Source organism: Microbacterium sp. bgisy203 (genome assembly GCF_057706945.1).
This window is the reverse complement of record NZ_JBYIPF010000001.1, coordinates 487,694-510,299: the sequence shown is the minus strand read 5'-3', so window position 1 is coordinate 510,299 and position 22,606 is coordinate 487,694. Positions and strand designations below refer to the sequence as shown.

The window sequence follows — 22,606 nt, the reverse complement described above, 5'->3', positions numbered from 1 at the left end:
TCAGTGGGGCAGCGGCCCGCGTTCGGCGAGCTCGAAAGCCTCGTCGTAGCGGTAGAGGCGGGCGGGGCGGTGACTGCCGGTGCGGTAGTCGTCGGTCGGGATGAGGGTGTCGGAGTTCTCCACCTGGCGGCGGAAGTTGGCGGGGTCCAGGCGCCGGCCGAGGATCGCCTCGTACACCTCGCGGAGGTCGGCGAGGGTGAAGAGGTCGGGGAGAAGCCCGTGCGCGATGCGGCTGTAGCCGACCTTGTTGCGCAGGCGCCACAGCGCGTACTCGACGATCTGGTCGTGGTCGAACGCGAGCGGCGGGTGGGTGATCGCGTCGAACCACGCGACGTTCTCGTCGTCGTGGTTGTCGTCGTGCGCGGCAGCGGTGGATGCCGAGATCGACGAGACCTCCTCGCGCACGAGCGCCCAGTAGACGATCGAGACGACGCGGCTGGGGGAGCGGTCGACGTCGCCGAAGGCGTAGAGCTGCTCGAGGAAGCTCGGGGCGAGGCCCGTGGTCTCGGCGAGGGTGCGGGATGCCGCGGCATCCAGATTCTCGTCGGGGCGCAGCCACCCTCCGGGCAGTGCCCACGCGCTCTCATACGGCTCGCGCGTGCGGCGGACGAGGGGGAGGACGACGCGCGCGCGGTCGGCTCCGGTGTCGCGGCGCAGGCTGAAGATGACGGTCGACACGGCGACACGGATGCCGTCTTCGCGCGCGTCGGGCTGCGCGGCGTGCACCGGTCCACGGGTTGTTGTCATGATGACCCTAACTATCTGCACCGATCTTAGGGTCATCGTGACGCGAAGGCAACCGAGGGTGTCGGGGTTGAGAGCGATTTCGTAACAGCATGGTCACAAAACCGCCCCCGGCCGGAAATCGACGGTTTGTTAGGTTACTTTCCTAACAAACCTCGTCCCGGGGTTTGTTGCAAGGAAGCACACCAGAGGAGTTCATAGATGATCCGCAACGCGAAGCGCTCCGGCGCGGTCGCTGCCGTGATCGGGGCGTCGGTCCTCGTTCTCGGTCTCGCCGGCTGTTCCGCCGGTGGTTCCAACGACGCCGGTGGCGACGACGGCGGCAAGACGCTGCGCGTCTGGGCCGGCAGCCAGACGCCCATCGTGGCCAACTACAACCCCTTCGCCCCGACGGTTCTGCACGGCGCGCTCGGTCCCGTCTACGAGACCCTGTTCGCCTACAACAAGACCGCCGACACCGAGCCCACCGGCCTCCTCGCCGAGAGCTACGAGTTCAACGAAGACGGCACGCAGATCACGATCAAGCTCAAGGACGGCGTGAAGTGGAACGACGGCAAGCCGTTCACCGCCAAGGACGTCGTGTTCACCTTCGAGTACGAGGGCAACAAGGCCAACGCGCCCACCAAGGCGGAGGCGCCCGACGACGCGACGGTCGTCCTCACCTACGACACGCCGCAGTTCACGCGTGAGTTCCAGATCCTCGGCGCCACGTGGATGCTCCCCGAGCACGTCTGGAGCGAGGTCGACGATTTCACGACCTTCACCGACGAGGAGCCGGTCGGCACCGGTCCCTACAAGGTCCAGAGCACGAGCGATTCCTCGTACACGCTGGTGGCGAACGAGAACTTCCGCGACGAGGGCGTGCCCGCCGTCAAGAAGGTCCAGTACATCGCGATCGACGCCAACCAGTCCGCGCAGGACCTGCTCAAGGCCGGCAAGCTCGACTGGACCGGCATGTTCGTGCCGAACCCCGACGACGTCACCTCCGGCGGCACGATCTCATGCTCAACACCCCGCAAGATCCGACGGTGCTCTACACCTGCGCGAACGTCGACCTCGGCTGCGAGGGCGAGCAGACCGACGTGGCCGTCCGACAGGCGCTCAACCTCGCTATCGACCGCAGCACCATCAAGGAGAAGGCGTTCGTGAACCTCACGAGCACCATCTCGCCCGCTTTCACGCTCATGCCTCGTGACGAGAAGTGGCTGGCCGACCCGGCGAACGCCGAGAGCCCGCAGAGTCCGAACGTCTCGGAGGCGGACGCCATCCTCGAGGCAGCCGGCTACACCAAGGGCTCCGACGGGTTCTACGGCAAGGACGGCACGCCGATCGACCTGTCGCTCATCTCGGTCGAGGGGTGGACCGACTACAACGACGCCGCCAAGCTGATCGCCGAGCAGGCTGCGGAGGCCGGCATCAAGGTGACCGCCTCGACCGTGCAGTGGCAGGAGTTCTCCGACGCGCGCCAGACGGGCAGGTACGAGCTGATCATGGGCGGTGTCATCGGCACCTCGGTCGCCGACCCGTTCCAGATCTACAAGGACTGGTTCGCCGGCACCTCGACGACCAAGGTCGGCGAGCAGCTCGCACCGGGCGCGTGGAACTTCAGCCGCTACTCCAACCCCGTCGTCGACGAGGCCGTGCTCAAGGCCGCTGCGACCAACGACGAGGCCACGAAGAAGGAAGCGTACGCGACCATCCAGACCGAGATCGTCCGGGACCTCCCGTACATCCCGCTCGTCATCAACGCCACCCAGACCTTCTTCAACACGAAGGACTTCACGGGCTGGCCGACCGAGGACGACCTGTACGCCTTCCCGCCCTCCTGGGGCTCGGGCTCGGCAGGCTTCATCCTCCAGCACCTGAAGCAGAAGTAATCCGCACCGCATGAAGACCGGGGAAGCAGGAGAGACGGAAGACGTGTCATGAAGTTCTACGCACGAAGGCTCGCGTTCTACGCCATCACGCTGTGGGTCGCGATCTCCCTCAACTTCCTGCTTCCCCGGCTCATGCCGGGGAACCCCGCCGACGTCCTCATCGCCAAGCTCCAGCAGCGCGGCGAGGTGCCCCTGTCGACGATCAACAACATCCAGCTGATGCTCGGCGGTGACAAGGATCTGTCGCTGTGGGATCAGTACTGGGGCTACTGGGGGCGTCTGCTCTCGGGTGACCTCGGCATCTCCTTCAGCAAGTTCCCCGCTCCCGTCACCGAACTCATCGGGGCGGCCCTTCCCTGGACAATCGTCCTCGTGGGCCTCGCGACGATCATCTCCTTCGTCATCGGCGTCGGCGTGGGCGCGTGGGTCGGCTGGAAGCGCGGGACCTGGGTCGACAACCTCGTCCCCGCCACGACGATCCTGCAGTCGGTGCCCTACTTCTGGCTCGCGCTCGTGCTCATCGCCGTCTTCTCCGTCGGCCTCGGCATCTTCCCGATCATCGGCGGGTACGACGTGTTCGAGTTCCCCGACGGTCCGGAGCTCAGCTGGGCATTCGCGGGGTCGGCGCTGTACCACGGCATCCTGCCGGCCATCACGATCGTGCTCGGCTCGGTGGGCGGGTGGTTGCTCGGCATGCGCAACATGATGGTCTCCACCCTCGCCGAGGACTACATCGTCACGGCCAAGGCGAAGGGCCTGAAGCCCCGCCGCATCCTCACCGCGTACGCGACGCGCAACGCGGCGATCCCCTCGATCGCCGGCTTCGCCATCTCGCTCGGCTTCATCGTCGCCGGGTCGATCGTCATGGAGCAGGTGTTCACCTACCCAGGCATCGGCAAGCTGATGTTCACGGCGGTGCAGAACAACGACTATGCGCTGATGCAGGGGGTCTTCCTCGTGATCACCCTCGCCGTCCTCGCCGCCAACTTCATCATGGACCTGGTCTACGGGTTCATCGACCCGAGAGCACGCCACAATGTCTGATCCGCGCAGCCTGTCCGAGGCTCCCGAGACCTCGGATACCCCCACCCTCGAGCCCGACGTCGCCGCTGCGGTGGACACCGCCCCGGCATCCAGCGACCTGCTCGGGGTCGCGGTCGACCGTGAGGTCGTCGCCCCCGGCGCCCTCTCCACGACGCTCGACGTCGATGCGCAGAAGGAGTACGCGGCCGCCGCGCGTCGCGGCATCCGTCAGCTCATGCCGCGTCGGTCCGCGAAGCTCGTCATCGGCCTCTCGATCGTCATCGTGATCGTCGCCTTCGGCGTCATCGCGCCGTTCTTCGTGCAGAATCCGCGCTTCAGCGGCAACCCGGCGCTGCAGCCGCCGTCCGCTGATCACCTGCTCGGCACGACGAAGCTCGGCTACGACGTCTTCGCCCAGATCGCCTGGGGGACCCAGGGTTCGCTCCTGGTCGGCATCATCGCGGCGCTCATCGCGCTGACCTTCTCTGTCGTGTTCGGTGTGCTCGCCGGCTACCTCGGCGGCTGGGGCGATGAGGTGCTCTCGCTCATCACGAACATCATGCTGGTCATTCCGGGGCTTCCGCTGGTCATGGTGATCGCGACCTACTCGCCGACGCGCAGCTGGTTCCTCGTCGCGATCGTCCTCGGCATCACCAGCTGGGCGGGCTCCGCGGTCGTTCTCCGCGTGCAGGCGCGGTCGCTCCGATCCCGCGACTACGTCTCCGCCGCGCGGGTGGCCGGCGAGAAGTCCACCCGCGTCATCTTCGTCGAGATCCTTCCGAACCTGCTGCCGCTTCTGGCCGCGCAGTTCCTCTTCGCGATCATCTTCGCGATCCTCGGCGAGGCGGGCCTGTCGTATCTCGGCCTCGGCGCGAGCGACTCGATCACGTGGGGCACCGTCCTCAATGACGCCCAGACGGGACAGGCCCTCGGAACCGGCGCGTGGTGGTGGTTCGTGCCGCCGGGCCTGCTGATCGCCCTCCTGGGCGCAGGGCTGTCGCTGGTCAACTTCTCCATCGACGAGATCATCAACCCGAAGCTGCGCGTGGCACCCGATGCCGCTCGCCGCGTCCGCCGCGCCGAGAAGGCCGGTAAGGGCGTCGCAGGCACCGCAGCCGTCACCGAAGGAGCCACCCGATGACCGCCGAGGTCGTGCTGTCCGCCCGTGACGTCTCGATCGGATACGAGGTGGACCCGCCCGTCAAGGCGGTTCGCAACGTGTCGCTGGATCTGCATCGCGGTGAGATCCTCGGCCTCGCAGGGGAGTCCGGCTGCGGAAAGACCACGCTCGCCTACGGCATGAACCGTCTGCTCAAGCCGCCGGCGCTCATGACGAGCGGCGAGGTCGTCTTCCACGATCGCGAGGGCTACGACATCGACGTGGTCGCTCTCGCCGACGAAGAGCTACGCGCGTTCCGATGGGACAAGATCTCGATGGTCTTCCAGGGGGCGATGAACTCCCTCAACCCCGTGATCTCCATAAAGGCGCAACTGTTCGACGTGTTCGATACGCACCGTCCCGGCATGAGCAAGAAGGCCAAGCAGGCGCGGTCCGAAGAGCTTCTCACCCTCGTCGGCGTCGACCCGAAGCGTCTGTCGAGCTTCCCCCACGAGCTCTCCGGCGGCATGCGCCAGCGCGTCATGATCGCCATGGCGCTCGCGCTCGACCCGCAGGTGATGATCATGGACGAGCCGACGACAGCACTCGACGTCGTCGTGCAGCGCGGCATCATCCGCGAGATCATGCGGTTGCGCGAGAAGCTCGGGTTCGCCGTGATCTTCATCACGCACGACCTCCCGATGCTCATCGAGATCTCCGACCGGATCGCCGTGATGCTCCAAGGCGAGATCGTCGAACAGGGCACGGCAGAGCAGATCTATCGCGAGCCGCGGCACGCCTACACGCAGAAGCTCCTCTCGAGCTTCCCGAGTCTGCGTGGCGAGCGCGGCGATTTCGTCCGCACCGGCGGTAAGGAGGACGCGGCATGAGCCAGGCGTTGGAGGCACGCAACCTCGTCAAGGACTTCCGGCTGCGCAGCGGCTTCTCGGTACGGACGCTGCATGCCGTGAAGGATGCCTCGTTCACGCTCGAGCCGGGGCGCCCGGTCGCGCTCGTCGGAGAGTCGGGCAGCGGCAAGTCGACGATCGCCCGCATGATCGCGAAGCTCGAGACGCCGACCTCGGGCAAGATCCTCATCGACGGGCACCCGTCCGGATCGCACGGGCGGGCACTCGCCCAGTACCGCTCCGATGTGCAGATGGTCTTCCAGGACCCGTTCGCCTCGCTCAACCCGTTCCACTCGATCGCGCACCACATCGAGCGGCCGCTGCGCATCCACCACCCGGAGCTCTCGAACGAGCAGGTGCGGGCGCGCATGCTCGAACTGCTCGAGCGCGTGCGTCTCACGCCCGCCGACAAGATCGCCGAGCGCCGCCCGCACGAGCTCTCCGGCGGTCAGCGTCAGCGCGTCGCCATCGCCCGTGCCCTCGCGCCCGGGGCGCGGTTCATCATCGCCGACGAGCCGGTGTCGATGCTCGACGTCTCGATCCGCCTCGGGGTGCTGAACCTCCTCGCCGAGCTCCAGCGCGAGGACAACCTGGGTGTGCTCTACATCACGCACGATCTCGCCACGGCCCGCCACTTCAGCGACGAGATCCTCGTCATGTACAAGGGCGACATCGTCGAGCGCGGAGGCGCCGACGAGGTGATCCTGCACCCGAAGCACGAGTACACCAAGACGCTGCTGGGCGCGGCGCCCGAGCCCGAGAACCTCGGCCGGCTGCGTGATGAGGTGCGCCGAGAACTCGCCCGCGAAGGCTGAGACTTCCGCCCGTGCGGTGACTGCCTCTCCCGCGCGGGCGGAGATATCCTCCGGTACGTCGGCTGCACGCGTCCGTACCGGCTATGCTGGCCCCACAACTGAAGACAGGCCGCATGACGCGCGCGGGAGAGCCCCGGCATCCCCTCGACCTCTCCGGAGGACGACGGGCGCCGAGCACCGAAGGAGCAAGCCTCCCCGCCAATCTCTCAGGTCCGCGTACCGCCCGCGTCCGGCCGCTCTGGAAAGCGATTTCGAGCCCCGCGCGTTCGACGTCCGCCGACGGTGAAAGCCCCCTGATCGGTCGTGGACCGTATCGGGGCGAAACTCTCAGGCCCATGACAGAGGGGGAGTTCACGTATGCCGACTCCGGCATGCGCCCGCCCGAGACCGGGAGAACTCATGTCAGACCTTCGCACCACCCCGCTCCATGACCGCCACGTCGCGCTCGGCGCCTCGTTCACCGACTTCGGCGGCTGGTCGATGCCGGTCCGCCACACGTCGGACCTCGCCGAGCATCACGCCGTGCGGCAGACGGCGGGCCTGTTCGACATCTCGCACATGGCCGAGTTCCTCGTGACCGGCGCGGGAGCAGCCGCCTTCCTCGACTACGCCCTCGCTGGTCGCATCGGGGCGATGAAGGTCGGCAAGGCGAAGTACTCCCTGCTGCTGTCGGATGCCGGAGGAGTGATCGACGACGTCATCGTCTATCGCACCGGCGAGGACTACTTCGTCGTCATCTCGAACGCCGGAAACCGCGCCCTCGTCGCGGAGGCGTTCTCGGAGCGCGCGGCGCGGGCGCCGATCTCCGCCGCGTTCGTGGCGGGGAGTCCCGACGTCCCCGAGTTCTTCGGCACGGTCGTCGGTGCTGACGCTGCCCGCATCGAGGACATCTCCGATCAGGTCGCGCTCATCGCGGTCCAGGGCCCGCGCGCCCGCGAGGTCCTCACCGCGACCGACGGGATCGACGGGTTGAACCCCGCGCTCGCCGATCTCGGCTACTACGCCTGGTCCGCCGGAACGTTCCAGGGCGCCTCGCTCTTCGTCGCCCGCACCGGCTACACCGGTGAAGATGGCTTCGAACTGCTCGTCCCGAATGATGCCGCCCCCGCGCTGTGGGACGCGCTGCTCGCCGCGGGAACCCCGCTCGGCGTCGTTCCCGCGGGCCTCGCCTCCCGCGACACCCTCCGCCTCGAAGCGGGGATGCCGCTGCACGGCCACGAGCTGAGCGATCAGATCCTGCCCGCGCAGGCGGGGCTCGGCCGGGCCGTCGCGATGGACAAGGACGATTTCGTCGGCCAGGGCGCGCTCGCCGCGGCATCCGCCGATCTGCCCGTGCTCGTCGGGCTCGTGTCGGAGGGCCGCCGCGCGGGGCGCGCCGGGTACGCCGTCTTCGCTGACGCCGAGGGCGGTGAGCCCGTCGGTGAGATTACGAGCGGGGCGCTCAGCCCGACGCTCGGCCACCCCATCGCCATGGCGTTCGTGCCGAGCGACCTCGCCGCACCCGGCACCGAACTCTTCATCGACGTGCGGGGAACCCGCATCCCCGCGACCGTGACCGCACTGCCTTTCTACCGGAGGAACTCATGACCGATCAGACCGCTCTCAAGTACACCGAAGAGCACGAATGGGTCGCCCTCGACGGCGACATCGCGACCGTCGGCATCACCGATTACGCCGCCGACAAGCTCGGCGACATCGTATACGTCGACCTTCCCTCGGCAGGCTCGGCGGTGACCGCGGGCGCGGTCTGCGGCGAGATCGAGTCGACGAAGTCGGTCGGCGAGCTCTACGCCCCGCTGACGGGCGAGGTCGTGGAGATCAACGCCGAGGTCGTCGATGACCCGTCCTCGGTCAACGGCGACGCGTTCGGCGCGTGGCTGCTGAAGATCCGCGTCACCCCCTCCGACATCGAGACGCTCCTCGACCACGCGGCGTACCTCGAGTTCACCGGCGGCGCCGCGTGAGCTCCGCCCCCTTCCGCAGTCGTCACATCGGAACGGATGCCGACGCACAGGCGATCATGCTGAACGCGCTCGGCTACGACGCGGTCGACGCCCTCGTCGAGCGTGCCGTCCCGGCATCCATCCACGCCGCCCCCGTGCCGGACAGCGCCATCCCACCGGCGGCCTCCGAGGCCGAGGCGCTGGCGGAGCTGCGCGCCCTCGCGGCGATGAACCGACCCGCCCGGTCGATGATCGGGCTCGGCTACTACGACACGTTCACGCCGTCGGTGATCGCGCGGAACGTGTTCGAGAACCCGTCCTGGTACACGGCGTACACGCCTTACCAGCCGGAGATCTCGCAGGGCCGGCTCGAGGCCCTCATCAACTTTCAGACGATGGTCACCGACCTCACCGGTCTCGCGACGGCGAACGCGTCGATGCTCGACGAGGCGACGGCCGTCGTCGAGGGGATGCTCCTCGCCCGGCGCGCGTCGACCTCCTCCTCGAACATCTTCCTCGTCGATGCCGACGCACTGCCGCAGACGAAGGCGCTGCTCGCGCACCGTGCCGCGGCCGTGGGGATCGAACTCCACGAGACCCCCTACGATCTGTCGCCGCCTCCCGCGGACATGGACGTGTTCGGCGCGTTCATCCAATACCCCGGCGCCTCCGGCCGCGTGTGGGACCCGTCCGAGGTCATCGCCGCCGTCCAGGCGCAGGGCGGACGCGCCGTCGTCGCTGCCGGCCTCCTCGCGCTGACGCTCCTCCGCTCGCCCGGGTCGCTCGGCGCCGACATCGCCGTCGGCACGACGCAGCGCTTCGGCGTGCCGATGGGCTTCGGCGGCCCGCACGCCGGGTACATGGCGGTGCGCGCCGGGCTCGAGCGACAGCTCCCGGGCCGCCTCGTCGGCGTCTCGCAGGATGCCGAGGGCAAGCCCGCCTACCGCCTCTCCCTCCAGACCCGCGAGCAGCACATCCGCCGCGAGAAGGCGACGTCGAACATCTGCACCGCGCAGGTGCTCCTCGCCGTCATGGCCTCGATGTACGCCGTGTACCACGGCCCCGAGGGGCTGAAGAGCATCGCGGCGGACGTCGCGTCGAAGGCATCCGCGCTCCACCGCACGCTGACCGAGGCGGGCGCCGAGGTGCTCCACGACGACTTCTTCGACACGCTCGTCGTGGCGGTGCCTGGCCGTGCCGGCGAGATCGTCGCCGCCGCGCGGGAGCGAGGCTTCCAGCTGTGGTTCCGCGACAGCGACTCGGTCGGCATCTCGATCGATGAGACGACGACGCCCGCCGAGCTCGAGGCGATCGCCGGGGTCTTCGGTGCGACGCCGCAGTCGAAGGTCGGCCTGCACGCCGTCTTCGGGTTGTCGCACCTCCCGGCATCCCTGCGCCGTGATGACGACTTCCTGACGCATCCCGTCTTCCACGCGCACCACTCCGAGACGGCGATGATGCGCTACCTCAAGCAGCTCGCCGACCGCGACTACGCGCTCGACCGCGGCATGATCCCGCTCGGATCGTGCACGATGAAGCTCAACGCGGCGACCGAGATGGCGGCGGTGTCGTGGCCGGAGTTTTCCCGGGTGCACCCGTTCGCGCCCGCCGAGGACGTCGCGGGGTACCTCGTGCTCATCGACCAGCTCGAGTCGTGGCTCGCCGAGATCACGGGGTACGACGCGGTGTCTCTGCAGCCGAACGCCGGTTCGCAGGGCGAACTCGCGGGGCTCCTCGCGATCCGCGGCTACCACCACTCGCGCGGTGATGTGCAGCGCGACGTGTGCCTCATCCCGTCCTCCGCCCACGGCACGAACGCGGCCTCGGCGGTGCTCGCCGGCATGCGCGTCGTCGTCGTGGCGTGCGACGACGCGGGCAACGTCGACCTCGCCGATCTCCGCGCGAAGATCGCGGCGCACGCCGAGACGCTCGCGGCGCTCATGATCACCTACCCGTCGACGCACGGCGTGTACGAGCAGGATGTCGTGGAGCTCTGCGCCGCCGTCCACGAGGCGGGCGGCCAGGTCTACGTCGACGGCGCGAACATGAACGCGCTCGTCGGGTTCGCCCGCTTCGGCGACCTCGGCGGTGACGTGTCGCACCTGAACCTGCACAAGACGTTCGCGGTCCCACACGGTGGGGGCGGTCCGGGCGTCGGCCCGGTCGCGGCGAAGGCGCACCTGGCGCCCTTTCTCCCGTCGCACCCGCTCGCCCAGCGCGCGGAGCACGCCGACGGCTTCGTGTTCGACGGCGGACCGGTCTCGGCGGCGCCGTACGGTTCGGCATCCATCCTGCCGATCTCGTGGGCGTACATCCGGATGATGGGCGCCGACGGGCTCCGGCAGGCGACGGGCGCGGCGGTCGTGTCGGCGAACTACATCGCCGTGCGGCTGCGCGACCACTACCCGGTGCTGTACAGCGGCGAGGGAGGGCTCGTCGCGCACGAGTGCATCCTCGACTTGCGGCCGCTGAAGGACGCGACCGGGATCACCGTGGATGACGTGGCCAAGCGCCTCATCGACTATGGCTTCCACGCACCCACGATGTCATTCCCGGTCGCGGGGACGCTGATGGTCGAGCCGACCGAGTCGGAGGATCTCGGCGAGATCGAGCGGTTCATCGAGGCGATGATCGCGATCCGAGCCGAGGCGGACCGGGTGCAGGCGGGGGAGTGGCCGGCATCCGACAACCCCCTCGTGAACGCCCCGCACACCGCCGAGTCGGCGATCGCGTCCGGGTGGGAGCACCCCTACTCGCGGGAGGATGCCGTGTACCCCGTGCACACCCTGGTGCGCACGAAGTACTGGCCCCCCGTCCGCCGGATCGACAACGCCTACGGCGACCGCAACCTCGTCTGCGCCTGCCCGCCCGTCGAGGCCTTCGCGTAGCGCCCTGCGCCTGGCCGCCCTGCGCCTGACCGCGAGACTGCATCTGCCAGGCGAGACTGCGGCTAGAGACCGATGTCTCGACCCACAGACGCAGTCTCGCGGGGTGAGCCGGTGGAGCGGGTGGACGGGGAGAGTGCGCGGCGGAGGGTCAGGAGCGGGGCGGCGTGTTCGGGGGCTGCCGGACGCAGACCGATTTCGCGCAGGATGCCGCGCAGCGGATCGACAGCGAGGACGTCGTTCCACCCGAAGTGGCCGATGGCATCGAGGTGCCGGCGCAGCCGCGCGTCGCGTTGCGTCTGACGGTGCATCACGTCACGTGCCGTCCCATAGCGCCCGTCGTACTTCAGGTCGCCGTCGGCGTCCGCACCCACACGGCGGCCACCGGGCAGTCGCCACGTGAAGTCCGGGCGGTCGGTGCTGCCGTCCTCGGATCGGAACGAGACCTGAAGATCGGGCTCCGGCATCCCGAGCCATTCGAACACCGCGACGCTGACCGACTCGAGCACGCTCTCGGTGACCGCGCTCGCACGCTCCAGCGCCCATCGTGCGCGGGCGCGTCCGCGCGAGCTCGCGCGTTGCTCGTTGATGGCGCGCAGAACGTCGCGACTGAGCGAAGGGGCGAGGCGGAGCGCGGCATCCGCGGTGGCCAGTCCGATCGCCGGATGCCGGTGGCGCGCGAGATCCACGCAGGTGTCGGCGACGTCGGTCAGGAGCAGGCCGTGGCGGATGATGACGGAGCGATCGTTGCGACCGGTGTGAATGCGGATGCCGGCACTCATCCGTGCTGTGCCTCCCGCGAGCGCCAACTCGTGCACGGTTCCGGGATCGTTGAAGATGGGCAGCCCGAGCAGCGCGGCCGCGGACTCGAAGGCGAAGACGGTGTCCGGCCGGGTGAGCGCGACGGCGTGGACGCGGGCGAGATACCGATTCCACGGCGCCAGCGCCGACCACTCCGAGGCATCCGCGAACACGCCCGGGCGAACGCGTACGAGCGTTCCGCGCTCGATCTCCCGGCTCGCGTGCGCGACGTCGGCGCCGCGCACCAGCGGGATCGGAGCGGGGGCGATGTCTGGACGGAGGAGGCGCATGCCCCCAGGGTGCCTGGCCCCGCCCCACCGCGTGCGCCCCGCCCCCACGATCCGTGGACAACTCGCACACCGCGCCACCTGTGGACAACGCCCGCCCACCCACCCCGTCCTGACCGCGAGACTGCATCTGCGAGGCGAAACCTTGGTCACTGGCCGATGTCTCGACCCACAGATGCAGTCTCGCGGTCAGGAGCGGAGGGGAGGGAGGGAGGGGTCAGGCGGGGGCGAAGAGGGCGGGCCACCAGGCGGCGGCGAGGGGGTAGCCGATGAAGGCGATCACGTCGATCAGGGTATGCGCGATCACGAGGGGCATCACGCGGCCCCACCGCTGATACACCCACCCGAACACGATGCCCATCGCGACGTTCCCCGCGAGCGGGCCGAAGCCCTGATAGGCGTGGTACAGCCCGCGCAACGCCGCGGTCGACAGGATGATCGCCCACGGGCCCCACCCCAGTCGCCGCAGCCGGTCGAACAGGTACCCGATGAAGATGACCTCTTCGGTGAGGCCCGCGCGCAGTGCCGCGAGCAGCAGCAGCGGGATCGTCCACCACGAGGCGCCGAGCGGCGAGGCATCCACCTGCACCGTGATCCCCAGCGCGCGTCCCGCCGCATACAGACCGAGGCCCGGCACGCCGATGACCAGGACGAGCAGGATGCCTGCGCCGACGTCCTTCGCGAACATGCGGAAGTCGAGCCCGATGCGTCGAAAGGCGGAGACTCCCGGCTCCCAGAGCAGGTAGATCGCGAGGGCGACGGGGGCGAGCGCGAAGAACTGACCGAGGAACTGGTACAGCACGTCCCAGAACTGCTCGGCGTTCGCCCCGGGATTCAGCGACGTCGACTGGTCGCCCAAGGATTCTTCCCGGGTGAGCGCTTGCACGAGCGAGAGGACGGAATACACCGCGGAGCGCCCCACCGACAGTGCGAGGACGATCGCGATCTCCCACCAGAGCCTCGTGCGGGCGTGTCGGACGATGGCGTCTGGGCTAAGCGGATCGCCAGGTTTTGTGTCGGTCACGTTGTCAGATTGTCACAGGCAGATGTACTTCAGTAAAGGATCTGTAACGGTTTGTGCGGGTGGTTTGGCGGGCCTTCCGAGCGTGCTTATGGTCGATTCATCCGTGCCCAGGCCCCCCATCGCCGGGCGCATCACCCTTTCACCAGGAGGAATAGTGTCAGCAATGACGTGGCGCAAGCGCGCGCTCGCGGCTGGAGCGGGAATCGGCGTCGCCGCCCTCGCTCTCACCGCGTGCTCGACGGCCGGCGGCAACAGTGACGAGACCGACAAGGCCGTCACCGACACGCAGGTCACGATCGCGGAGACCAACGAGTTCACCAGCACGAACTCGATCTCGGCGACCGGAAACCTCGACATCAACAGCAAGGTCGCGTATTTCACGCGTGCCGGCTTCTACTACATCGACGACGAGTACAACGTCGTGCCGGACGAGTCGTTCGGAAAGATGGAGAAGGTCTCCGACGACCCGCTGCAGGTCAAGTACACGCTGCAGGACGGACTCACCTGGTCCGACGGCGAGGCTATCAACACCGACGACCTCGTCTTCGGCTGGGCCGTCTCTTCCGGCATCTTCGACGACGCCACGTTCGACGACGAGGGCAACGTCACCGCGGGCACCCAGTACTTCGAGTACGCGGGCTCGACCGAGGGCCTGAAGACCTCGAAGATCACCGAGGTCTCCGACGACAAGCTCTCGCTGACCGTCGAGTACGACCAGCCCTTCGTCGACTGGAACCTCAACGGCCTGATCGACCAGCCCGTCCACGTCGTCGCCGACAAGGCCGGCGTCGACCAGGAGGAGCTCATCCAGACGATCCTCGACTCGCCGCGCGGCGACGTCGACGCGCCCGCTGCGACGAACGAGACGCTGAAGGCCGCCGCCGACTTCTGGAACACCGGCTTCGACATGACGTCGCTGCCCGACGACGAGTCGCTGTACCTGTCGAGCGGCCCCTTCAAGATCGCCTCGTGGGAACCCACGCAGTCGATCACGCTCGAGCTGAACGACAAGTACACGGGCGACCTCAAGCCCAGCTTCTCGACGGTCGTCATCCGCTTCATCGGCGACCCGCAGGCGCAGGTCTCGGCTCTGCAGAACGGCGAGGTCGACCTCATCGTCCCGCAGGCCTCGGCCGACACGCTGACGGCCCTTGAGGGTCTCGACGGCGTCAAGGTCCTCCAGGGCGACCAGCTCGCGTACGACCACATCGACCTCACCTTCGCGGGTGTGTTCGCCGAGAAGAACGTCCGTGAGGCCTTCCTCAAGACGATCCCGCGTCAGCAGCTCGTCGACTCGCTCATGAAGCCGGTCAACCCCGAGGCGAAGGTCCTCGACTCGCAGCTGTTCATCCCGGCTCAGTCCTCCTACGAGGCCGCTGTCGCCGCGAACGGCTCGGACGCGTACGACGAGGTCGACATCGAGGGTGCCAAGGAGCTCCTCGCCGGTGCCACCCCGACGGTCCGCGTCATGTACAACATCAACAACCCGAACCGCGTCGCGTCGTTCCAGGCCATCCAGGCCTCGGCGGCTCAGGCCGGCATCACGGTTGAGGACGTGGGTCGCGAGGACTGGTCCTCGCAGCTCGGCTCGGACATCTACGACGCCGTCATCTTCGGTTGGACCAGCCCGGGCGTCGGCAACGGCACCATCCCGCAGATCTTCGCGAGCTTCGGCGGCAGCAACTTCAACCAGTACGCCAACGCCAAGGTCGACGAGATCGCCAAGGAGATCCCGGTCACGCTGGACACCGACAAGATCGACGAGCTGACCATCGAGGCTGACACCCAGCTGTTCGGTGACGGATACGGTCTGCCGCTCTTCCAGAGCGCCGGACTCGAGGCCCACACCGACCGCATCGAGGGCATCACCTACATGGGCAACCAGACCGGTCCGATCTGGAATTTCTGGGAGTGGACGGTCGCGGAGTAATCTGCAGAGATTGAATCCCTGACCCGCAGGGGGGCGACGGGCCCGATCGGCCCGTCGCCTTCCTGCGCAACAACCCGAACCGCTGTAGGGCCACCCGCGCGCCACCGCGCGCGTCGCGACCCCGGAGCCTGATACCCCCAGATCCCAGAAGGGGTGACGTTTGTTCGCCTATATCCTCCGACGCGTCGGCGTGTCGATCCTGATCCTCGTCGCCGCGTCCTTCCTGATGTACATCCTGGTCGCGTGGGCGCGCGATCCTCTGCAGGATCTGTACGCCTCGAACAGCCCGAACCGTGATGCGCTCATCCAACAGCGCATCGAGTGGCTGCACTTGAACGACCCGCTGCCCGTGCGCTGGTTCAACTGGTTCGTCGGCGCGGCCAAGTGCATCGTGCCGCTGGGCACCTGCGACCTCGGCGTGACGATTCAGAACCAGCCGGTGGCGACGCTTCTCGGCCGTGCGATGGGTGCAACGCTGCAGCTCGTCACGGGCGCGACGATCTTCGCGATCATCCTCGGCATCACGGTCGGAATCATCTCGGCACTGCGTCAGTACAGCGCCGTCGACTACGGCTTCACGTTCCTCAGCTTCTTCCTCTACTCGCTGCCCTCGTTCGTCATGGGTGTCCTCCTGAAGGTCTTCCTCGCGATCGGGTTCAACAACTGGCTGCGCGACCCGGTTCTGTCCTGGGCGGTGATCATCATCCTGTCCCTGGCGCTCGGCCTCTTCTGGCAGGCGATGGTCGGCGGCAACAGGCAACGACGCCTCATCGTCTTCGCGGGGTCCGCTCTCGTGACCGGCGTGATCCTCTACGTCATGTCGGTGACGTCGTGGTTCCTCGACCCGTCGCTGGGGCCCGTGATCGCACCGCTGCTGATCGCGCTGTTCGCGGCGGGAATGGCGCTGCTGATCGGGGGACCGAAGGCACGCTTCGCGTGGCGCACCGCGGGCGCGACGGCGATCGTCGTGATCATCGCCTACTTCGTGCTCATGCCCGTGATGTCCTCGTTCGACGTCTGGGGCGTGATCGCCGTCTTCGCCGGCGCGGTCATGATCGGCATGCTGATGGGCTGGCTCTTCGGCGAACACGACAAGAGCCAGGCGATGCGCATCGGCGCGTTCTCGGGCTTCCTCGGCGCGGGGGTGATCGTCCTCGATCAGTTCCTGCGCCACTGGAACGACTACGTGCGCAACCCCAAGGTCGGCGGCCGCCCGATCGCCACCGTCGGTTCGTCGACGCCGAACCTAAACGGCGACTTCTGGATCAGCGGCATCGACTCGTTCACGCACCTGCTGCTTCCCACGATCAGCCTGATGCTGATCTCGTTCGCCGGCTACACGCGCTACGCGCGCGGCGGCATGCTCGAGGTGCTCAACCAGGACTACATCCGCACGGCGCGCGCGAAGGGTCTGCCGGAGCGCACGGTCGTCGTCCGTCATGCGTTCCGCAACTCGCTCATCCCGATCACGACGATCGTCGCGGCCGACGTCGGCGGCATCATCGGCGGCGCGATCATCACCGAGTCGATCTTCGGCTTCTCGGGAATGGGGGCGCTGTTCAACAAGGGACTGAGCGCCGGTGACCCGAACCCGGTCATGGCGTACTTCCTGGTCGTCGCGATCTTCGCGATCACGTTCAACTTCCTCGCCGACCTGACATACTCGGCGCTCGACCCGAGAGTGAGGGCCAAGTGATGGCCAATCCCTCCGCCCCCGTCCCCGAGATCGCGGTACAGCCCTCCGCCGGTCCGCAGCACGTGATGTCCAAGGAGGACCGCGGCGTCAGCCAGGGTCGCCTCGTCCTGCGCCGTTTCCTCTCGCACAAGCCCGCTCTGATCAGCATGATCCTCTTCGTGCTCATCGTCGGCTTCGCCGTTTCGGTGACGGGCGCCTTCGGCATCCCCGGCTGGTGGAAGTGGAACTACGCCGACCTGCCGGCCATCGAGAACGCCGGAAAGCCGACGCTGAGTCTGTTCCCGTTCGACCTGGGCAATCACCCCTTCGGTCAGGACACCCCCGGCAAGGACTACTTCGCCATGACGATGCGCGGCATCGTCAACTCGTCCTACATCATGTTCATCATCGGCCTCATCGCGGCGGCGATCGGCGTGACGATCGGCGCGATCGCGGGGTACTACCGCGGCTGGGTGGATGCCGTGCTGATGCGCTTCACCGACGTCGTCATCATCATCCCGCTCATCGTGATCGGCGCGGTGGTCGGTACGGCGGTCGGAAACCTCGGTCCGCTGCTGCTCGCGGTGTTCCTCGGGTTCGTCGCGTGGACCGGCATCGCACGCCTGGTCCGGGCTGAGTTCCTCTCGCTGCGCGAACGCGAGTTCGTCGAGGCGGCCCGCGTCGCCGGTGCGAGCGACCTCCGCATCATCTTCAAGCACATCCTCCCCAACGCGATGGGCGTCGTGATCGTCTCGACGACCCTCATGATCGCCGCGGCGATCATCCTCGAGACCTCGCTGTCGTTCCTCGGCTACGGAGTCAAGTCGCCGGAGGTGTCGCTGGGTCTGCTCATCAGCGGCAACCAGGCCGCGTTCCAGACGCGTCCGTGGCTGTTCTGGTGGCCCGCCGCGTTCATCGTCATCCTCTCCCTTCTCGTCAACTTCGTCGGAGACGGACTGCGCGATGCGTTCGATCCGCGTCAGAAGCGCGTGCGCCGTTCCCGGGTCAAGGAGTTGCCGGAGAGTGCCGTCGTCGTCACGAGCTCGACGTCGGCCGACATGGGCGGGCTGGATGCGGCGGGCTCTGCCGCCGGCACGCGTGCGAACGCCGCCGACGGGAGGGACGCGTGACCGTCACGGCGACAGCCGGTGCGGCCACGTCCGTCTCGTCACCATCCCGCGATGAGTGCGACCACCGCGAGGATGGCCAGCAGGACCATGCCGGACAGCTCGAGCACGTGAGGGCGGCGGGTGACGGCGGTCTCGTCGGCGACACCCAGCTCGATGAGACCGGCCTCGCTGCGTCGCTCCCACTCCTCGCGGATGAGCAGCGCCGCATCGCCCGACTCGGTGCCGGCGAGGTCGCCGGGGCGCGGTGCTCCGCCCGTCGCGCGCAGTTCGCGGTTGTCGGGCCGACGGCCCGCTACGGCGGCGCGCAGGGCGCCCGGCGCAGGCGCGGACCACGCGGCCACGCGGCCGCGCGGCGTCACGAGCGTGAGTGCGTACTTGGTGGTCACACCGATGAGCGCTTCCCACGGCACGTGCGCGGTGTGCGTCACGTTGACGATGTCGACCCCGTCGTCGTCGATGCGGATGCCGGGGCGCCACAGCGCCGTCCACGCCCACAGCAGGGCAAGACCCGCGGCCGGGTACATCCAGGCCGAACCGGCGCCGTTCGAGGCCGCCGTCGCGACGAGCAGGATCGCGATGGCCGCCACGACGAGCGCCATGATGCGATTGAAACGAGAGTGGAGGGTCGTGTGATGCACGCCTCCATTCTCCCCATGACTGATGTGGAGACCATCCGATGAGCCAGAACACCGCGAACGGGCGTGCCGTGTCCGCGCCGCTCTCCTCCTCGCCGCTTCTGGAGGTCGACGGACTGAGCGTCGACTTCGCCGTCGACAACTTCTGGGTGCCGGCAGCGAAGGACATGAGTTACTCGATCGAGGCAGGCAAGGCCCTCGCCCTCGTCGGCGAGTCGGGGTCGGGTAAGAGCGCGAGCTCGATGTCGATCCTGGGCCTGCTGCCCTCGACCGCACGGGTGCGGGGGAGCGTGCGCCTGCAGGGCCGCGAGATCTTGGGGCTCAAGCCCGACGCGCTGCGCGAAGTGCGGGGGCGCGAGATCGCCGTGATCTTCCAGGAGCCGATGACGGCGCTGAACCCCGTGTTCACCGTCGGGTTCCAGATCGTCGAGACGCTCCGCACCCACTTCGGCATGACGCCGAGCCAGGCCAAGACGCGCGCGCTCGAGCTGCTCGACCTCGTGGACCTCCCCGACCCGCTGAAGGCGTACAACTCGTACCCGCACCAGCTGTCGGGCGGGCAGCGCCAGCGCGCCATGATCGCGCAGTCGATCTCGTGCGACCCGAAGCTCCTCATCGCCGACGAGCCCACGACGGCGCTCGATGTCACGGTGCAGGCGGAGATCCTCGACCTCATGCGTGACCTCCGCCACCGCCTCGATTCGGCGATCCTGCTGATCACGCACGACATGGGCGTGGTCGCGGACATCGCCGACGACATCATCGTCATGAAGAACGGCGAGATCGTCGAGCGCGGCGACGTGCATTCGGTCTTCGACAACCCGCAGCATCCCTACACGCGTCAGCTGCTCGCGGCGGTGCCGCGCATCGGTGACACGGGCGGCGAGGAGATCGACACGACAGCCGCACTCGCGGGTGACACGTCGACGATCCGCCTCGCCGAGGTGGCTGCGCAGCAGGATGCCGAGCGGCGCTCGAAGCTCGGCGCGCCGGTGCTGGAGTTCACCGACGTGGCGATCGACTATCCGAAGAAGGGCCGCGTGCCCGCCTTCCGCGCCGTCGAGCACGCGAGCTTCTCGATCTACCCCGGTGAGGTCACGGGTCTGGTCGGCGAGTCGGGCTCGGGCAAGACGACGATCGGTCGCGCCGCCATCGGGCTTCTCCCGATCGCCGAGGGTGACGCCAAGGTCGTCGGCTACGACATCAGCCACGCCGATCGCCGCCTGCTGCACAAGGTGCACAAGGACGTCGGCATCGTCTTCCAGGACCCGTCGTCGTCGCTGAACCCGCGCCTGCCGGTCGGGCAGTCGATCGGCGAGCCGCTCCTTCTCGCGAAGGTGGCGAAGGGGCGCGACCTCGATGTCCGTGTCCAGGAGCTGCTGGATGCCGTGGAGCTGCCCCGCAGCTATCGCTCGCGCTATCCGCACGAGCTCTCCGGCGGTCAGAAGCAGCGCATCGGCATCGCCCGCGCGCTCGCCCTCGAGCCGAAGCTCCTCATCGCCGACGAGCCCACGTCGGCGCTCGATGTCTCGGTGCAGGCGACGGTGCTGAAGCTCCTCCAGTCCCTCCAGCGCGACCTCGGTTTCGCGTGTCTGTTCATCAGCCATGACCTCGCCGTCGTCGACACGCTGTCGGACCGTCTGATCGTGATGAACCACGGTCGGATCGTCGAGCAGGGCGCGACGGGGGAGATCCTCCGCAACCCCCAGGACCCCTACACCCAGCGCCTCATCGCCGCCGTTCCGGTCCCCGACCCCGACGAGCAGAAGGTGCGCCGCGAGGCGCGGGCCGCGCTCCTCGCCGCGCAGGAGCAGTAAGCAGGCCGTCACCACCGGCATCCACGGCTAGAATGGGATGCGCTCCGTCTCGAGCGCATCCCATTCTTCTTCCCTTCGCAAGGACTCTTTCATGGCGCACGCCCTCCGTCCGGACCTCCGCAACGTCGCGATCGTGGCACACGTCGACCACGGCAAGACGACGCTGGTGGACGCGATGCTCCGCCAGACCGGCTCGTTCGGCGAGCACGCGCACGTCGAAGAGCGCGCGATGGACTCGAACGACCTCGAGCGTGAGAAGGGCATCACGATCCTCGCCAAGAACACGGCGATCACCTACAACGGCATCCACACCGACGAGCCCGTCACGATCAACGTGATCGACACGCCCGGTCACGCCGACTTCGGCGGCGAGGTCGAGCGAGGCCTGTCGATGGTCGACGGCGTCGTCCTGCTGGTGGATGCCTCGGAGGGCCCGCTCCCGCAGACCCGCTTCGTGCTGCGCAAGGCCCTCGAGGCGAAGCTTCCGGTCATCCTGCTCGTCAACAAGACCGACCGCCCCGACGCGCGCATCGCGGAGGTCGAGGAGGAGGCCCACGACCTGCTGCTGGGCCTCGCCGGCGACCTCGTCGACGATGTGCCCGACCTCGACGTCGACGCGCTGCTCGACGTTCCCGTCGTGTATGCCTCGGGGCGTGCGGGCGCGGCCTCGCGCACGCGCCCCGAGAACGGCACGCTCCCCGACAACGAGGACCTCGAGCCGCTGTTCGAGGCGATTCTCGAGCACGTCCCCGCTCCGGAGTACGACGACGAGGCGCCGCTGCAGGCGTGGGTCACGAACCTCGACTCGTCGCCCTTCCTCGGGCGTCTCGCTCTGCTGCGCGTCTTCAACGGCACGCTGAAGAAGGGGCAGACCGTCGCGTGGGTGCGCCACGACGGTTCGCACTCGAACGCCCGCATCACGGAGCTTCTGAAGACGAAGGCGCTCGAGCGGTTCCCCGCCGAGTCCGCCGGCCCGGGCGACATCGTCGCGATCGCAGGCATCGAGGAGATCACGATCGGCGAGACGATCGCCGACCCCGAAGACGTCCGCCCGCTGCCGGCCATCACGGTCGACGACCCGGCGATCTCGATGACCATCGGCACGAACACCTCGCCCCTCATGGGCAAGGTGAAGGGCCACAAGCTCACCGCCCGCATGGTGAAGGACCGCCTCGACCGCGAGCTCATCGGCAACGTCTCGCTCAAGGTCGTCGACATCGGCCGCCCGGATGCCTGGGAGGTGCAGGGCCGCGGCGAACTCGCGCTCGCGATCCTCGTCGAGAACATGCGCCGTGAGGGCTTCGAGCTCACCGTCGGCAAGCCCCAGGTCGTCACCAAGAAGGGGGAGGACGGCAAGGTCAAGGAGCCCTACGAGCACCTCACGATCGACGCTCCCGAGGAGTATCTCGGCGCGATCACGCAGCTCATGGCGGCGCGCAAGGGCCGCATGGACACGATGACCAACCACGGCACCGGGTGGGTGCGGATGGAGTTCGTCGTCCCCTCGCGCGGCCTCATCGGCTTCCGCAGCGAGTTCCTCACGATCACGCGCGGCACCGGCATCGCCAATGCGATCTCGCACGGCTACGACGACTGGGCGGGCACCATCACGACGCGCCAGAACGGCTCGATCGTCGCCGACCGTCAGGGCGTCGTGACGCCGTTCGCGATGATCGCGCTGCAGGAGCGCATGAGCTTCTTCGTGCAGCCCACGGAAGAGGTCTACGAGGGCATGGTGATCGGCGAGAACTCGCGCGCCGACGACATGGACGTCAACATCACGAAGGAGAAGAAGCTCACGAACATGCGTTCGTCGACCTCCGACTCCTTCGAGTCGATGACGCCGCCGCGCCTGCTGACCCTCGAGGAGTCGCTCGAGTTCGCCCGCGACGACGAATGCGTCGAGGTCACGCCCGAGAAGGTGCGCATCCGCAAGGTCGTGCTCGACGCGACCGAGCGCGGCCGTGCCGCCTCCCGCGCGAAGCGCCAGGACGCGAACGCCTGACCGGCGCG

The 22,606-nt window shown here is 68.1% G+C and carries 18 protein-coding genes and 2 riboswitches; of the genes, 14 read left to right on the top strand and 4 right to left on the bottom strand.

Annotation, left to right across the window (positions count from 1 at the left end):
• On the bottom strand, positions 1-747 hold the full coding sequence (locus AC3ENQ_RS02490) for an NUDIX hydrolase (protein ID WP_431801352.1): 747 nt from the start codon (positions 745-747) through the stop codon (positions 1-3).
• A 198-nt stretch (positions 748-945) separates the two neighbouring features.
• Between AC3ENQ_RS02490 and AC3ENQ_RS02485 the strand changes: the two genes are divergently transcribed.
• The 9 genes from AC3ENQ_RS02485 to gcvP all read left to right on the top strand — a co-directional run bounded on the left by AC3ENQ_RS02485 (position 946) and on the right by gcvP (position 11,297).
• The gene (locus AC3ENQ_RS02485; protein WP_431801350.1) at positions 946-1,893 is read left to right on the top strand and encodes an ABC transporter substrate-binding protein; all 948 of its coding nucleotides are present in this window, start codon (positions 946-948) and stop codon (positions 1,891-1,893) included.
• Positions 1,827-2,621, top strand: a complete 795-nt coding sequence (locus tag AC3ENQ_RS02480; RefSeq protein ID WP_431801348.1) for an ABC transporter substrate-binding protein — start codon at positions 1,827-1,829, stop codon at positions 2,619-2,621. Before AC3ENQ_RS02485 ends, AC3ENQ_RS02480 begins: the two co-directional genes overlap by 67 nt.
• A 48-nt stretch (positions 2,622-2,669) precedes the next feature.
• Positions 2,670-3,665, top strand: a complete 996-nt coding sequence (locus tag AC3ENQ_RS02475) for an ABC transporter permease (RefSeq protein ID WP_431801346.1) — start codon at positions 2,670-2,672, stop codon at positions 3,663-3,665.
• Positions 3,658-4,785 (top strand): ABC transporter permease, encoded by a 1,128-nt coding sequence (locus AC3ENQ_RS02470; RefSeq protein ID WP_431801344.1) that lies wholly within the window; start codon positions 3,658-3,660, stop codon positions 4,783-4,785. The genes AC3ENQ_RS02475 and AC3ENQ_RS02470 overlap by 8 nt, the downstream gene beginning before the upstream one ends.
• Positions 4,782-5,633 (top strand): ABC transporter ATP-binding protein, encoded by an 852-nt coding sequence (locus AC3ENQ_RS02465; protein ID WP_431801342.1) that lies wholly within the window; start codon positions 4,782-4,784, stop codon positions 5,631-5,633. The genes AC3ENQ_RS02470 and AC3ENQ_RS02465 overlap by 4 nt, the downstream gene beginning before the upstream one ends.
• Entirely contained in the window at positions 5,630-6,466 is an 837-nt protein-coding gene (locus AC3ENQ_RS02460; RefSeq protein WP_431801340.1) for an ABC transporter ATP-binding protein, read from the top strand. Before AC3ENQ_RS02465 ends, AC3ENQ_RS02460 begins: the two co-directional genes overlap by 4 nt.
• A gap of 113 nt (positions 6,467-6,579) precedes the next feature.
• Positions 6,580-6,698, top strand: a riboswitch (glycine riboswitch).
• A gap of 1 nt (position 6,699) precedes the next feature.
• A riboswitch (glycine riboswitch) is annotated at positions 6,700-6,815 on the top strand.
• A gap of 50 nt (positions 6,816-6,865) precedes the next feature.
• Positions 6,866-8,053, top strand: a complete 1,188-nt coding sequence (locus AC3ENQ_RS02455) for a glycine cleavage system aminomethyltransferase GcvT (protein ID WP_431801338.1) — start codon at positions 6,866-6,868, stop codon at positions 8,051-8,053.
• A complete protein-coding gene (gene gcvH, locus AC3ENQ_RS02450; RefSeq protein ID WP_431801336.1) occupies positions 8,050-8,430 on the top strand; it encodes a glycine cleavage system protein GcvH in 381 nt (126 codons plus the stop codon). The genes AC3ENQ_RS02455 and gcvH overlap by 4 nt, the downstream gene beginning before the upstream one ends.
• A gap of 56 nt (positions 8,431-8,486) precedes the next feature.
• On the top strand, positions 8,487-11,297 hold the full coding sequence (gene gcvP, locus AC3ENQ_RS02445) for an aminomethyl-transferring glycine dehydrogenase (RefSeq protein ID WP_431801745.1): 2,811 nt from the start codon (positions 8,487-8,489) through the stop codon (positions 11,295-11,297).
• Positions 11,298-11,359: 62 nt separating this feature from the next.
• On the opposite strand, the gene AC3ENQ_RS02440 is transcribed toward gcvP, so the two are convergent.
• Together AC3ENQ_RS02440 and AC3ENQ_RS02435 are read right to left on the bottom strand one after the other, a co-directional pair.
• Positions 11,360-12,385, bottom strand: a complete 1,026-nt coding sequence (locus AC3ENQ_RS02440; RefSeq protein WP_431801334.1) for a type IV toxin-antitoxin system AbiEi family antitoxin — start codon at positions 12,383-12,385, stop codon at positions 11,360-11,362.
• A gap of 214 nt (positions 12,386-12,599) precedes the next feature.
• Complete coding sequence (locus AC3ENQ_RS02435) at positions 12,600-13,406, bottom strand: CPBP family intramembrane glutamic endopeptidase (RefSeq protein ID WP_431801332.1); 807 nt, start codon at positions 13,404-13,406, stop codon at positions 12,600-12,602.
• Positions 13,407-13,569: 163 nt separating this feature from the next.
• On the opposite strand from AC3ENQ_RS02435, the gene AC3ENQ_RS02430 reads away from it, so the two are divergent.
• The 3 genes from AC3ENQ_RS02430 to AC3ENQ_RS02420 all read left to right on the top strand — a co-directional run bounded on the left by AC3ENQ_RS02430 (position 13,570) and on the right by AC3ENQ_RS02420 (position 18,141).
• Positions 13,570-15,336 carry an ABC transporter family substrate-binding protein gene (locus AC3ENQ_RS02430; protein ID WP_431801743.1) on the top strand — a complete coding sequence of 589 codons (1,767 nt, stop codon included), beginning with the start codon at positions 13,570-13,572 and terminating at the stop codon, positions 15,334-15,336.
• A 190-nt stretch (positions 15,337-15,526) separates the two neighbouring features.
• Positions 15,527-17,032 carry an ABC transporter permease gene (locus AC3ENQ_RS02425; RefSeq protein WP_431801330.1) on the top strand — a complete coding sequence of 502 codons (1,506 nt, stop codon included), beginning with the start codon at positions 15,527-15,529 and terminating at the stop codon, positions 17,030-17,032.
• A gap of 65 nt (positions 17,033-17,097) precedes the next feature.
• The gene (locus tag AC3ENQ_RS02420) at positions 17,098-18,141 is read left to right on the top strand and encodes an ABC transporter permease (RefSeq protein WP_431801741.1); all 1,044 of its coding nucleotides are present in this window, start codon (positions 17,098-17,100) and stop codon (positions 18,139-18,141) included.
• Positions 18,142-18,179: 38 nt separating this feature from the next.
• Here AC3ENQ_RS02420 and AC3ENQ_RS02415 read toward each other — a convergent pair whose 3' ends face one another.
• Complete coding sequence (locus AC3ENQ_RS02415; protein ID WP_431801328.1) at positions 18,180-18,779, bottom strand: PH domain-containing protein; 600 nt, start codon at positions 18,777-18,779, stop codon at positions 18,180-18,182.
• 38 nt (positions 18,780-18,817) lie between these two features.
• Between AC3ENQ_RS02415 and AC3ENQ_RS02410 the strand changes: the two genes are divergently transcribed.
• Positions 18,818-20,593, top strand: coding sequence for an ABC transporter ATP-binding protein (locus tag AC3ENQ_RS02410; protein ID WP_431801326.1), 1,776 nt, complete (start codon positions 18,818-18,820; stop codon positions 20,591-20,593).
• A gap of 91 nt (positions 20,594-20,684) precedes the next feature.
• Complete coding sequence (typA, locus tag AC3ENQ_RS02405; protein ID WP_431801324.1) at positions 20,685-22,598, top strand: translational GTPase TypA; 1,914 nt, start codon at positions 20,685-20,687, stop codon at positions 22,596-22,598.
• Positions 22,599-22,606: the final 8 nt, after the last annotated feature.

Excerpts from the sequence above, each read along its gene's own strand:
- AC3ENQ_RS02490 (WP_431801352.1), bottom strand. The coding sequence starts at position 747 with ATGACAACAACCCGTGGACCGGTGCACGCCGCGCAGCCCGACGCGCGC.
- AC3ENQ_RS02465 (WP_431801342.1), top strand. The coding sequence starts at position 4,782 with ATGACCGCCGAGGTCGTGCTGTCCGCCCGTGACGTCTCGATCGGATAC.
- gcvP (WP_431801745.1), top strand. The coding sequence starts at position 8,487 with ATGCTGAACGCGCTCGGCTACGACGCGGTCGACGCCCTCGTCGAGCGT.
- AC3ENQ_RS02440 (WP_431801334.1), bottom strand. The coding sequence starts at position 12,385 with ATGCGCCTCCTCCGTCCAGACATCGCCCCCGCTCCGATCCCGCTGGTG.
- AC3ENQ_RS02485 (WP_431801350.1), top strand. The coding sequence starts at position 946 with ATGATCCGCAACGCGAAGCGCTCCGGCGCGGTCGCTGCCGTGATCGGG.
- AC3ENQ_RS02455 (WP_431801338.1), top strand. The coding sequence starts at position 6,866 with ATGTCAGACCTTCGCACCACCCCGCTCCATGACCGCCACGTCGCGCTC.
- AC3ENQ_RS02475 (WP_431801346.1), top strand. The coding sequence starts at position 2,670 with ATGAAGTTCTACGCACGAAGGCTCGCGTTCTACGCCATCACGCTGTGG.
- AC3ENQ_RS02430 (WP_431801743.1), top strand. The coding sequence starts at position 13,570 with ATGACGTGGCGCAAGCGCGCGCTCGCGGCTGGAGCGGGAATCGGCGTC.
- AC3ENQ_RS02420 (WP_431801741.1), top strand. The coding sequence starts at position 17,098 with ATGTCCAAGGAGGACCGCGGCGTCAGCCAGGGTCGCCTCGTCCTGCGC.
- gcvH (WP_431801336.1), top strand. The coding sequence starts at position 8,050 with ATGACCGATCAGACCGCTCTCAAGTACACCGAAGAGCACGAATGGGTC.
- AC3ENQ_RS02460 (WP_431801340.1), top strand. The coding sequence starts at position 5,630 with ATGAGCCAGGCGTTGGAGGCACGCAACCTCGTCAAGGACTTCCGGCTG.
- typA (WP_431801324.1), top strand. The coding sequence starts at position 20,685 with ATGGCGCACGCCCTCCGTCCGGACCTCCGCAACGTCGCGATCGTGGCA.
- AC3ENQ_RS02470 (WP_431801344.1), top strand. The coding sequence starts at position 3,658 with ATGTCTGATCCGCGCAGCCTGTCCGAGGCTCCCGAGACCTCGGATACC.
- AC3ENQ_RS02410 (WP_431801326.1), top strand. The coding sequence starts at position 18,818 with ATGAGCCAGAACACCGCGAACGGGCGTGCCGTGTCCGCGCCGCTCTCC.